Source organism: Streptomyces sp. NBC_01384, from assembly GCF_045040035.1.
Taxonomy (GTDB): domain Bacteria; phylum Actinomycetota; class Actinomycetes; order Streptomycetales; family Streptomycetaceae; genus Streptomyces.
The window spans coordinates 9,178,150-9,190,389 of record NZ_CP109559.1 but is presented as its reverse complement, the minus strand read 5'-3'; the positions used below and the strand labels follow the sequence as shown (position 1 = coordinate 9,190,389).

The window sequence follows — 12,240 nt, the reverse complement described above, 5'->3', positions numbered from 1 at the left end:
CCGAATCCACCCGGATCCGGCACCCCGACGGCACGCGCCCTGCTGCCCGCCCACGGATCACGCCGCCCCCGGCCAGAACATGGTGTCGGCCCGTTCCGCGAGGCCGGCTGGGGCCGGTCGGCCCTTCCCTCGCCTCGCCGTGGCCTGTTGTCTCGGACCATGCCCGAAATCGACACAAGGCCCGCGCCCCACCACACGGAACGCACCGTCGGTGGCACGACCGTCGTGGCACTGCACGGCGAGATCGACCTCTTTACGGCGCCCTCCCTCGCGGCCCGGCTGGAGGACCTGACCGCCGGCCCGCACCCCGATCTGGTGCTGGACCTGCGCTCGATGGCCTTCATCGACTGCACCGGTCTGGGGGTCCTGTGCCGGGCACGGAACCGGGCCGCGGCACAGCACGGCCGGCTGCGGCTGGTCACCGACAGCGTCCGCCTGCGGCGGATCCTGCGCGCCGTCGGCCTGACCGGTGTCTTCGAGCTCCACCCCAGCCTGGGCGAGGCGCTGGCCCGTACGCCGGAGGCCGTCGCGGTCTGAAGTCCGGGCCAGTGGGCTGGCGACTGGCGAGCCCTTGATTGAGCGCCGCCCCCGGCGAGCCCGCCTCAGGGCCCGGTTCAAGATCTCATTGCGTCCGGCGGCTGCTCTGCGTCGCGCGGCCCGGGTCGATGCGGTTGTGGTGCTCGGCCTTGACCGTCAAGCGCAGCAGGTGCTCCGCCTGTGGGGTGTCGGGTAACCAGAACCATGCGCCCTCCACCCGGTGGCTTCACCAAGTTCGTTGCGCAGATGCGAGGGCAGCGGCCGGCCCGAGAAGGGGAGGCGGCTGCTGTGCCGACGCCACAACGCCTCGCACGATCTGCCTCACCGATGGAGCGCGTACGCGCTGCAGCAACGACGCCGTGCCTCCGGTCGTGCGCGGAACAGGGCCGAACGGCCCGACACCGGCGGCGAGTTGAACCCCGGCCGGCCCTCCGGTGCCGCCTGGCCGGCCCATACCGGAGCACGCTCTGGAGTGTCACGCTTCGTGAGCATGATGCCGAGGAGGAGGTTCGGGCCGATGGGCGGCGGGCGTACGAGGAAGTGGCTGTGGCGGTGGCGGTGGCGGAACAATCCGCTGCGACGGCGCGACGACATCGTCGAAGCGTGGATCGTGCTGGCCGTGTGGGCGGTCGTCGCGGTCGGGGGCACGGTCGTCGGCCTGGTCACGGCCCACGCCGCTGACGAGGTGTTCGCGCGCCAGCGCGCCGAGCGGCATTCCGTGCACGCTGTGCTCCTGGCCGACGTCCCGCAAAGCGTGTCGGAGACCGGGGCGGGCGACAAGGCCGCGGCGCGGGTCCGCTGGACGGAGGCCGACGGGTCCGTCCACACCGGCATGACGCTGGTGGACACCGGGCGGATGGCCGGGTCCGGGATCGTGGTCTGGACGGACGGCCGGGGCGAGGTCACCGCCGAGCCGCCGAGCCCGGGGGAAGCGGCTGTTGAAGCCGGCCTCCTGGCCCTCTCGGCCGCGCTCGCGTTCGCGGGCATCGTCTTCGGTGCCGGAGCCGTCGCACGGTGGCGGCTCGACCGGCGGCGCACCGAGTGGTGGGGCACGCAGTGGGACCTGGTCGGCCCGCAGTGGGGCCACAAGACCGGATGACCCACGCGCGGCTGCCCAAGCGCAGCCAGGCGGCGACACACCTACGCCGAGCGGCCTTGTCGCGCGGCCCGCTACAGCCTCCACGCAGTCATCGCGCAGCACTCGCCCCTCGACGCGGCACACCGTCGACGGCCGGGTCCGCCTCCCCGCCCGCACGAGCCACCCCCGCCCACCGCCCCGGGTGGGCACGCTGTGGCGGACGTCGGAACGCGGCGCCCGGCCACCCGCGGGATCCGGGCCGGCGCCGCCCGCGGCACGACCCCCAGGTCGGGCCCCTCGGCACACAGGCAGGGACATCCGGCCCCTGCCTGCGCCATCGCCCCGCGAGTTGACTCAGCGCTACGAGCGCCGCACTCGGTTCGATCCCGCGGGCGCCGTGCCGTGCGCACCGCGCAGCCGCCTCACGACGGACACGTCCGGCACGCGGGCTATTGATCACTTTTGAGCCGCCGGCGAGGTCCCGGCGGCAGAACGGAGGAACGTCATGACAGACGCCCAGCAGTCCCACGCCTACCTCGTCGGAGGCGGCATCGCCTCGCTCGCGGCCGCCGCCTTCCTGATCCGTGACGGCGGCTTCCCCGGCAAGCACATCCACATCCTGGAGGAGCTCCCGGTCGCCGGCGGTTCCCTGGACGGCAGCGGCGAGAGCGCCGGGTACGTCACCCGGGGCGGACGGATGCTGGAGGAGGAGGCGTACACCTGCCTGTGGAACCTCCTGGAGACGATCCCCACGCTGACCGACGAGACCGTGTCGGTCAGGCAGGAGATCCGGGAATTCAGCGCCAAGTGGCCCACCGACGCCAAGGCCCGCCTGATCGGCACGGGCGCCACGATCCTGGACGCCTCCGACTACGGCCTTGACACCCGCGACCGCCTGGAGCTGACCCGGCTGCTGATGCTGCCCGAGACGGTCATCGGGGCCCGCCGGATCGAGGACTTCTTCTCCCCGCACTTCTTCGACACCAACTTCTGGGCGATGTGGCGCACGACCTTCGCCTTCCAGAACTGGCACAGTGCCATCGAGCTCAAGCGCTATCTGCTGCGTTTCATGCAGGAGTTCCCGCGCATGCACACCCTGTCCGGGGTGCGCCGCACCCGCCTCAACCAGTACGACTCGATCATCCGGCCGCTGAGGGCCTGGCTGGAGGGCCACGGCGTGCGCTTCGAGTACGGCGTGCGGGTCACCGATGTCGACTTCACCACCGACGAGCACGGCGCCCGGCGCGTACGGCGCCTGCACGTCGAGCGCGCCGGGCAGCCGGACACGTACGACCTCGCCGACATCGACTACGCGTTGATCACCATTGGCTCGATGACCGCCGACGCCGCCTGCGGCAGCGACACCGCCGCGCCCGAGCTGATCCGCGACAAGCGGGACGGGGGCTGGCGGCTGTGGGAGACCATCGCCGCCGAGGCCGTCGACTTCGGCCGTCCCACCGCATTCACCGGCAACGTCGACGAGGCCAAGTGGGAGTCCTTCACGCTCACCATGCGCAGCCCCCAGTTGCTGCACCGCATCGAGGAGTTGTCCGGCAATCTCCCCGGCACCGGCGCGCTGATGACGTTCAAGGACTCCAACTGGCTGATGTCGATCGTGGTGCCGCACGCCCCGCACTTCGAGGACCAGCCGGAGGACGTGTACACGCTGTGGGGCTACGGCCTGTTCGTCGACCGGGAGGGCGACTTCATCGGCAAGCCGATGGCGCAGGCCACCGGCCGCGAGATCCTCACCGAACTCCTCGGCCACCTCGGCCTCTCCGACATCGAGGAGCAGGTCGCCGCGACCACGACCGTCATCCCGGTGATGATGCCCTACATCACCAGCCAGTTCGCCCCGCGCACCGTTCACGACCGTCCCCTGGTCATTCCACGCGGTGCCGCGAACTTCGCCTTCCTGGGACAGTTCGCGGAGATTCCGGAGGACGTGGTCTTCACGGTCGAGTACTCCGTGCGCGGCGCGATGCACGCCGTCTACGGCCTGCTCGGCCTCGACGACCACGAGATCCCCGGCATCCACCACGCTCTGGCCGACCCGAAGACGGCCTTCGACGTGCTCAAGGCCACCCTGAGCTGAGGGATGATGCCCGGACCAGGTGAGGGGCTCTGCCGTCACCGCCCGAAACGGCGCCCGCGCCAGGGGGACAGCCCGGCGAAGCACCGCGGTCGTACGTGGGTCGTCGGCCGCGCATCCGCGAGGGCACGTCCCCCGCATCCGTCCATGGCCCGGGCCGAAGCGCCGGGAAGGGAGCCAAAGGGGTCATCTCGTGCGGAAAGGCTACTTCTGGGGTGTTGGTGTCGGAGCATTTCCTCGATGGTCTGCTCGCTGAGGTAGGTCTTCTGCGCCCGGGAGCTCCTCCTGATCAGGGCGCTGACCCGCTGGGCCTCGGCGGTGGTCGGCAGGAGCCCCACCAGGAGGACCGGTAGCAGCAGGCACCTGACGGTCACGCCGCGCCCGGCCCGGACTTCGCCGGTGTCCCGTGACGCTGAACGTTGAGGGCGTGCCGTCCGGTGCGGGCCGGTCGGATTCAGGGGGTGAGGGAGGAGCCCTTGGCGGTGAGAGGGATGCGCCAGCGCAGGCGGGTGCCGCCCTCGGCGCGGCTGGTCACCTCGAACGTGCCGCCAAGTCTCTCGGCGCGGCGGCGCAGGTTGGTCAGGCCGCTGCTGCGGGTGACGGCCGGGTCGATGCCGCGGCCGTTGTCCGTGACGTCCAGGAGCAGTTCGTCCCCGGCGCGGACGGCGACCCGGGCGGCGGAGGCGTGGGCGTGGCGGGCGACGTTGGACAGGGCCTCGCGCAGCACGGCGAGCAGGTGTGCGGCCGTCTCGTCGGGCAGGGCGGCATCCACGGGACCGTCGAACTCGACCGTGGGGGCGAAGCCGAGCCGGTCCTGTACGGCGGTGGTCTCGTCGAGGACCTGGGCGCGCAGGCTGGCCGCCTTCTGGGTGGGCTGGTTGAGGTTGAAGATGGTGCCGCGCAGCTCCCGGATGGTGGCGTCGAGTTCGCCGATCACGTTGTGGACGCGGGAGGCGGTGTCGGGCTGGGTGATGCGGGCGGTGATGCTCTGCAGCGCGAGGCCCGCGCCGAAGACCCGCTGGATGGCCATGTCGTGCAGGTCCCGGGCGATGCGGTCGCGCTCGTCCATCACCTCGCGGGCGGCGCGGGCGGCGGCCAGCTCGGCCTGGGCGGCGAGCTGGTGGGTGATGTCCCGCGCGACCGTGGAGAAGCCGATCAGGTCGCCACCGGCGTCGCGCATCGGCGAGACGGTGACGGCCACGTCGACTTCGCTGCCGTCGGTGCGCAGCCAGCGGGTCTGGTAGGAGTCGGCGTGCCCGTGGGAGCGGATCTGCTCCACCACGGCCCGGTAGGCGTCGAAGGCCGGCTCGGTCATGAGCGTGTCGATCGTCTGGCCGAGAATGTGCTGCTCGGTGTGGCCGAACAGCCGCTGGGCGCCCGGGTTCCAGGTCTGGACGAGGAGGGCCGGGCCCACCGCGATCATGGCGTCGTCGGACGAGGCCACGATGGCCGCGAGCCGGGCCTCGGCCGCCCGGACCGCCTCCAGCTCGGTGTGCAGCGCGATCAGGCCGCGGTTGGTGTCGTTCAGCTCCTGGCTCAGCTCGTCCGCCAGCTGCGCGCGGCGCTCCAGTTCGGCCTGCCGCCCGGCTGTGTCGCCCGTACGGTCAACAGTCCGGGGAGTGCGTACGTCCCCCATGTCTGACCGCCCTTTCGCCTGGTGACGGGAACCGGCTCATCATGCCATGTGGGTGACCTGGCGGACCACGAGCACCGTGGCGTCGTCGGTGGGGCGGCCGTACTCGCGGTGCAGTACGGCGGCGATGAGCGACGGGTGGTGGTCCAGCAGGCGCGGATGGTCCTCCAGGTTCCAGCCGGAGCGGATCCCGTCGGAAACCAGGACAAGCGCCGATCCCGGCTCCCAGGGGCCGTGCTGCAGACGGAGAGACGGAACGGCCAGGTGCGTGCCCAGGGTGCCTGGGCGGTCCAGCAGGTGCACGGACCGGGTGCCGGTGACGACGCGGCCGGTGACGTTGCCGACGGCCGCGTAGGCGAACTCGCGGCGGGCGGGGTCGATCAGGCAGGCACCCAGGACGCCGCCGCGGGTGCCGCGCATCGCCTCGTGGGTGTGCCTGAGGAGCCGATCGAGGTCGGTGACCGGGGCGTGCTCGAAGCTGGTGATCGCGGCGCGGGCCGCCGCGGCGGCGCCCGGGCCGTGGCCGAGTCCGTCGACGACCAGGGCGGCCGTCGGCCGTCCGGGGGCGACGGCCCAGGCGTCCCCGGACTCGCCGTCACCGCCGAGGGGAACGTTGATCCCGCCGAAACGCCACCCCGCCGGCACGCCCGGTTCGGGGCTGTTGCCGAGCCGGGCGTAGACGACGGTGCCGCGCCGGGTCGAGTACCAGTCGAACTCGACGGCGTTACGCCGGACGACATTCAGCCCCGCACCCAGTCCGCCCCCGCGGTAGGGAGGCGGCACGGCGGACGAAACCGTCCCGGCCGGTGGGCCAAACGCCGCGGCGGTCATCCCCGGGCCGTGGTCGACGGAGATCAGCTCGATCCCGTCGCCCGTCTTACGGGCCAGCACATACCCGCCCGGCAGGGCGTGGCGGAGCAGATTGGTGCCCAGCTCGGTGGCGACCAGTTCGGCCACGCCCTCGCGCAGCGCGTGCTGTCCGGCCGCCAGCCTGGCCACCGCCCGGCGCAGGGCGCCGACGTCCTCCTCGGCGCCGATGCCGTGGCGGCGGTGTTCGCTCTCGCTCAGTGCCGCCACGTCCTCGTCGTCATCATCGGTCTCACCGCTGCCATTTCACGATGACCACGGTGGTGCCCGTTCCGGCCTCTGAGGTGAGGGTCATGTCGTCCACCAGCCGCCGCGCTCCCGGCAGGCCCAGCCCGAGGCTGCCCCGGGTGGAGAAGCCGTCGGTCAGCGCCGCGTCGATGTCGGCGATGCCCGGTCCGTCGTCGGCGAACGTGGCCCGCACCCCGCGCCGGCCCTGCCGGTAGACCTGCTCGACGCTGATCCGGCCGCGGTGGCCGGTGGCGTAGTAGAGGATGTTGCGGGCCAGCTCGCTGCCGGCCGTGATCAGCTTCGTCGCGTCCACCAGATTGAGCCCCACCTCCTCGGCCTCGGTACGCAGCACCTTGCGCACCCGGATCAGGTCGGTCTCGTCGACGATGTCGAAAACGGACGGCTCCCGGTCCGTCACAGCACCGGCGGTCACAGGCGGCCCGTACCTGTGTCGGCGCGCCGCAGCCGCTCCAGCAGGGCCAGGCCCTGTTCGGCATTGAGCGCGGTGTCCAGATGCCCCATCTGCACGCCGAGTTCCACCAGGGTGATGGCGACCGCCGGCTGTATCCCCACCACGGCCGCCTGCGCGCCCAGCAGCCGGACCATCGCCACGATCCTGGCCAGTACCCGGGCGATGAACGAGTCGACCACGCTGAGTCGGCTGACGTCGATGAGCATGCCCGACGCGCCGGTGCGCGCGACCTCCCGGGTGAGCTGCTCCTCGATCTGGACCACCGTGGTGTCGTCCAGGTCGCCCTGCAACGCCACCAGCAGAGTGTCACCGATCTTCATGACCGGAACCACGTCGTCGGTCACTGCGGCCCCCCGGACGTCAGGGCCCGGGCTGCCGTCGCCGCGGTTCCGGCCCGCTCGGCCAGCACCGCCAACGCCAGCTGCAACGCGTCCTGCAGCGTGTTACGGGAGCGCAACCGCCCCATGTCGATGCCCAGATGCACCATGGACTGCGCGGTCTCAGGCCGCACCCCGCTCATGATGCTCACCGTCCCCATCAGCCCCGCCGCCTGCACGGTCTTCAGTAGGTGCTGGGCGACCTGGGTGTCGATGGTGGGCACCCCGCTGATGTCCAGGATGGCGACCTCGGCCTGCGTCTGCGCGATCTTCTCCAGCAGGCCCTCGGTCAGCCGGGTGGCCCGCAGCGTGTCCAGAGTGCCGATGATCGGCAGCGCGAGGACCTTGTCCCACACCTGGATGACGGGCGTGGACAGTTCCAGGATCTCGTCGCGCTGCCGCAGGAGGCGCTGCTCGGTCTCCCGGCGCTCGGTGACGTCCCGGATCGCCGCCACCACCAGCCGCCCTTCCGCGGTCTCCAGGGGGCTCAGGCTGATCTCGACGGGGAACTCGGTCCCGTCCCGGCGCATCCCGGACAGCTCGAATCCTGCGCCCATGGGCCGCAGCCGGGGATCTGAGAGGAACCCGTTGCGGTGGCCGACGTGACGGCCGCGGAACCGGGGCGGCACCAGCACCTCGATCTCGCGGCCCACCAGCTCGGCCCGCTCGAAGCCGAACAGCGCCTCCACCTGCCGGTTGACCAGCACGATCCGCGCGTCCGCTCCGACGATCACCATGGCGTCCGGGGCCGACTCCAGCAGACCGTGGAACAGCGACTCGACCCGCGCGCTCTCGGTGGCGTCCTGGAAGACCTTGACGAAACCGGTCACCGCGCCCGCTCCGTCGCGCACCGGCGTCAGGGCGATGCGGGCCAGGAACCGCTCACCGTTCTTGCGGACCCGCCAGCCCTGGAACTCCCGCCGCCCGTCCTGACGGGCCGACTCCAGTTCCTGCTCCATCAGGGCGGCGGTGCGGTCCTCCTCGGTGTGCAGCACCGACGCCGACCGCCCGAGGACCTCGCTCTCCGCATAGCCGGTCAGTGCCTCGGCAGTGCGGCTCCAGCGGACCACGTCCCCGCCCGGCCCCAGCTTGACGATCGCCTGGTCGGTGACCGAGTCCAGCATCGCCTCGAGATCCCGCAGGTCAGCCTGCGGATCGTGGTCGCCTTCCGGTGGCGTCGTCATGCCCGGCCCCGCCCTTCGCATCGTTCATCCCCAAGCCGGGCAGCGTGCCTGGTGGCGCCTCTGATCCCGGCGGGGCCGATGCTACCCGGCCTCCACCGCAGCTGATCGTGACACCCGGCACACCGCACCGATCAAGGTCCGTGCATCGCCGACCACGACGCCGGCACCACGGGGGCGCCGGGCGCCGTCCCGCGCGCACGTCCACAGCGCCGGCCGCAACCCGAAGGCCATCTCTCAGGACTCACAGGGGGCACTCCGCCTGCCCCCGGGGACGGGCGGCCTGGTCCGCAAGTCTGGGTTCCGGCGACGGTCATCGGTCGGCGTCCCGGTCGTACACCACGTAGGCGATTACGCCGAAGATGTTCCCGAACACGCAGATCACCCCCTACGGCGCGAAGGTCCGCCGCCGCGCCCGCTCTGTAGACAGCTCTGCAACAGCCCGGCATGCACTCGCGGCGAGATGGGGTGAGCCCCAGGTGAGCGCGGTGTGTTCGGCCAGTGCGTAGTTCTCGGCCGCGGCCTGTTCCTCGCCGAGGAGCCGGTACAGGTCGGCGAGGGCGTGGGCGAGGGGACGGGTCGCGTAGACCGCGCCGGCTGCTCCAGCCAGCTGTTGCCGGAGTGGCAGCAAGTGCTCGGTCAGAGTTGCCGCGGTCTCCAGGTCGTCGTGGAGGACAGCGAGCTGGGAGCGAAAGTCGAGTTCCATACCGTAGAGGTGGTCGGTCACAGGCTCTGCGGGGAAGCTCACTGCGCGCGCCTCGTCAAGTCTGCCGAGGCGGGCCAAAACGAGGGCGAGTGCCACCCCGACGGGGGCCCCGACGGACTCGTACACGCCGCGCATCACGGGCTCGATCTCGGCCGTGCGGCCCTGGGCCAGCCGGATGGTGATCACTCCTAGCGTTCTCAGGCTCTGGGCTTGGTGTGATCCGACGCGCTGCAGCAGGACGGCGGCCTCGGTGTACTGGGACTCCGCCTCCTCGAACCGGCCCGCGATGCTCGCCAGCATGGCGGAGGTCGCGGTGTTGATGCCCTGTGCCCACACCATTCCGTAGCGCTGCGCGAGCGCCAGGCCTTCAGCGGTGTGCCGGCGTACCGCGGCCGGATTATTGAGGGTGGCGGCGGTCATGGCATCGAGGTTCTGGCAGACCCAGCGGTAGGCAGGGAGGTCGTGCGCGCGGGCGAGCTCGCGGAGTTCGGAAACCAGCGGTCTCCGTTCGTCACCCATCGCCTCGTGCGGGAGCAGCTTGGCGGACGTCATCAACGCGGCTGCCAGCAGGCGCGGTTCGCCCTTTGCGCGGGCGAGCCTCAGTTGCGTGCGCGCCGCCTCGATGGCCCGTGGCGCATCCTCGACCGCCACCGCGTCGACGAGAGCCTGCAGTACACCCGCACGTGTGGGATCGTCCAGCTCCGTATTGGACGCCAGCTTCTCCAGACGGGCCAGCAGGGCAGGGTCGTAGGAGTCTCCCAGCCTGCTGTGCCAGGGGGAGGGTTCGATCCAGGAACCGAAAACCGCCGCGACCAGGTCGCCTCGGTCTGTCTCTTCGGCCAGTTCGACTGCCTGCTGCCGGGTGCGCCGGGCCGCGTCCGTCGAGCCTGCCCGGACCTGTGCGCCGAGCAGCCGCACCAACAGGCCGACCGTGCGGTCGGGTTGTGTGTCGAGATCGCCCGAGGCTGTGGTGTGCGCCTCGATCGCCTGCTGGATCAGTTCTACGGCGGTGTCGTGGGCGTAGCGCCGTTCTGCCACCTCGGCCGCGCGCAGCGCGTAGTCGACAGCCAGAGGGGCGTTCGCGGTGCTGCCCGAATGGGCGAAGTGGTGGGCCAGGGCGGTGAAGTCGTCGGGGCGGTGAATGCGCAGCGCCTGTGCGATGCGGGCGTGCAGGCGGGACCGTCGCACGCCGGACAGGTCGGTGTACACAGTGTCGCGGACCAGGGCGTGCACGAATCGGACGCGCCCAGGGCCGGACTCGGTCAGAAGGTCCGCGGCGATGGCGGCGTCGAGTCCTTCCAGTACCTCGTCCTCGTGAGCGACGGCCGCGTCGAGCAGAAGTGCCACTTCGGCCTCCAGGCCCACGGCGGCGGTGAGTTGTACGGCGGAACGGGCTCGGGCGGGCAGCAGAGCCAGGCGCCGGCGCAGGACGTCGCGTACTCCCTGGGGCACGTCCGAGATCGCGACCAGGGCACCCTCGCTGGCCAGCAGGCGCGCGCTCTCCAGGACGTAGAACGGGTTGCCGCCGGTGCGTTCGGCGAGCGCTGTCACCGTGACCGTGTCCACGGGTTCCCCGCAGACGGCGTCGACCACGGTGGCTACGTCCGGGGTCGCAAGGCCGCGCAGCGCGACCCGGTAGGGGGCGGCGGGGGCGAGGTGGGCGAGGGTCTTGACGAGGTGTTCACCCACCTCAGCAGGGCGGTAGCTCGCGACGGTGAGCAGGGGTACGCCAGTGACTGAGGCTGCCGCTTCAAGCAGGGCGAGCGTCTCGCTGTCAGCGCGGTGCAGATCCTCCAGGACGACTGCGAGCGGACACTCAGCGGCCGCGTCGCGCAGCCAGGTGGCGAGCGCGCGGTGCATCCGGAAGCGTCCTGCGGTCACCTCGTCGCGGCTCGTGGCGGCCACGTGCTGGGGCTTGAGGAGCAGGGCCGACAGTTCCTCGGGTTGCGCCGGAGGAATGTCGCGGGCGAGCGCACCGAGCACCTCCACCCATGCCCAGGCGGGTGGCGCACCCTCGTACTCCGGACAGCGCCCGATCACCACCCTCCAGCCGCCGGACTGCAGACGGCCGCCGAGCCGGCCGAGCAGCGCGGACTTTCCCGCGCCGGCCTCGCCGGTGACCAGCATGACGCCGCCGATGTACCGGGCGGCCCGTGCGGCGGCGTCCAAGGCACGCAGTTCACTGCTCCTGCCGACGAAGAGGTTCTGCCCGGGCCTTGGAGGTTCGTCAACGGACGGAGCGAGTGGCGACACGGCCCGCGCAGGCCCGGACATGGATGCCTGCAGCACATCGAGCCGCCGGGCGAGCACGGCCTGTTCCAACTCGGCCAGTGCCGGGCCGGGATCGCAGCCGAGTTCCTCCTGCAGCACCCGAGTGGCACGACGCAGTGAGGTGAGCGCATCGGTCTGCCGTCCGCAGGCCCACTGGGCGAGGGCGAGCAGTCGCCAGCCCTCCTCGCTCAACGGGCTTTCCCGGACCAGGAGTTCGGCCGCCGGTACCGCTTCCGCCGGGCGGCCGGTGTTCAGGTCGGCCGCTACGGCGAGTTCGCGGGCCTCGGTGTGGAGGGCGGTCAGACGGGCCGCCTCCGGTTCGGCCCATGCCTCGTCCGCGTGTTCCGCGAAGGCCGGACCCTGCCACCAGCCGAGCGCCTCGGCGAGCAGCTGTCGGGCCTCCTCGGCCTGGGCGTGACGGGCGCGGTTCACCCAGGTCTCGAAGCGCCAGGCGTCCACCGCGTCCCGGGGCAGCCGCAGGGCATAACCGGGCGGCGCGGTGACCAGCACGGTCGCCGGGGTGCGCGGTGGCCGGCCCGGTTCGAGGGAGCGGCGCAGGTTGGACACGTAGGCGTGCAGGGAGGCCGTCGCCTTCACCGGCGGCGCTCCCCGCCACAGTTCGTCCGCCATCCGGTCGACCGGCACGACGCTACCGCGGGCGGCTATCAGCAGCGACAGAACGGCCCGCTGCCGCGGAGCACCCAGTTCGACCGGCTTACCCCCGACATCAGCGCCCAGCGAACCCAGGACTCGAATGTGCAGCACGCGACGCGAATCTACCGGAGCCGTTGGTCCGGC

The 12,240-nt window shown here is 71.8% G+C and carries 9 protein-coding genes; 3 read left to right on the top strand and 6 right to left on the bottom strand.

Translation table 11 applies throughout. From position 1 onward, the window contains the following. Positions 1-159 precede the first annotated feature (159 nt). From OG747_RS42165 to OG747_RS42155, 3 genes are all read left to right on the top strand, one after another. Positions 160-537 carry an STAS domain-containing protein gene (locus OG747_RS42165; RefSeq protein ID WP_405884615.1) on the top strand — a complete coding sequence of 126 codons (378 nt, stop codon included), beginning with the start codon at positions 160-162 and terminating at the stop codon, positions 535-537. 517 nt (positions 538-1,054) lie between these two features. After that, the gene (locus OG747_RS42160; protein WP_405884614.1) at positions 1,055-1,636 is read left to right on the top strand and encodes a hypothetical protein; all 582 of its coding nucleotides are present in this window, start codon (positions 1,055-1,057) and stop codon (positions 1,634-1,636) included. 484 nt (positions 1,637-2,120) lie between these two features. Next, on the top strand, positions 2,121-3,710 hold the full coding sequence (locus tag OG747_RS42155) for an oleate hydratase (RefSeq protein WP_405884613.1): 1,590 nt from the start codon (positions 2,121-2,123) through the stop codon (positions 3,708-3,710). 451 nt (positions 3,711-4,161) lie between these two features. Here the strand turns inward: OG747_RS42155 and OG747_RS42150 are convergent, their stop codons facing one another. From OG747_RS42150 to OG747_RS42125, 6 genes are all read right to left on the bottom strand, one after another. Further along, complete coding sequence (locus OG747_RS42150; RefSeq protein ID WP_405884612.1) at positions 4,162-5,343, bottom strand: PAS domain S-box protein; 1,182 nt, start codon at positions 5,341-5,343, stop codon at positions 4,162-4,164. 39 nt (positions 5,344-5,382) lie between these two features. Continuing rightward, positions 5,383-6,417, bottom strand: coding sequence for a SpoIIE family protein phosphatase (locus OG747_RS42145; protein WP_405884611.1), 1,035 nt, complete (start codon positions 6,415-6,417; stop codon positions 5,383-5,385). Between the two features lie 22 nt (positions 6,418-6,439). Continuing rightward, positions 6,440-6,868 (bottom strand): ATP-binding protein, encoded by a 429-nt coding sequence (locus tag OG747_RS42140; protein ID WP_405884610.1) that lies wholly within the window; start codon positions 6,866-6,868, stop codon positions 6,440-6,442. Next, complete coding sequence (locus tag OG747_RS42135) at positions 6,865-7,251, bottom strand: STAS domain-containing protein (protein ID WP_151474892.1); 387 nt, start codon at positions 7,249-7,251, stop codon at positions 6,865-6,867. Before OG747_RS42135 ends, OG747_RS42140 begins: the two co-directional genes overlap by 4 nt. Continuing rightward, complete coding sequence (locus tag OG747_RS42130) at positions 7,248-8,468, bottom strand: PAS domain S-box protein (RefSeq protein WP_405884609.1); 1,221 nt, start codon at positions 8,466-8,468, stop codon at positions 7,248-7,250. Before OG747_RS42130 ends, OG747_RS42135 begins: the two co-directional genes overlap by 4 nt. A 385-nt stretch (positions 8,469-8,853) precedes the next feature. Further along, positions 8,854-12,198 (bottom strand): BTAD domain-containing putative transcriptional regulator, encoded by a 3,345-nt coding sequence (locus tag OG747_RS42125; protein WP_405885980.1) that lies wholly within the window; start codon positions 12,196-12,198, stop codon positions 8,854-8,856. Between the last annotated feature and the right edge of the window lie 42 nt (positions 12,199-12,240).

What these genes read in the sequence shown, in the direction of transcription:
- OG747_RS42165 (WP_405884615.1), top strand. Translation starts at nt 160, where the DNA reads ATGCCCGAAATCGACACAAGGCCCGCGCCCCACCACACGGAACGCACC.
- OG747_RS42160 (WP_405884614.1), top strand. Translation starts at nt 1,055, where the DNA reads ATGGGCGGCGGGCGTACGAGGAAGTGGCTGTGGCGGTGGCGGTGGCGG.
- OG747_RS42155 (WP_405884613.1), top strand. Translation starts at nt 2,121, where the DNA reads ATGACAGACGCCCAGCAGTCCCACGCCTACCTCGTCGGAGGCGGCATC.
- OG747_RS42150 (WP_405884612.1), bottom strand. Translation starts at nt 5,343, where the DNA reads ATGGGGGACGTACGCACTCCCCGGACTGTTGACCGTACGGGCGACACA.
- OG747_RS42130 (WP_405884609.1), bottom strand. Translation starts at nt 8,468, where the DNA reads ATGACGACGCCACCGGAAGGCGACCACGATCCGCAGGCTGACCTGCGG.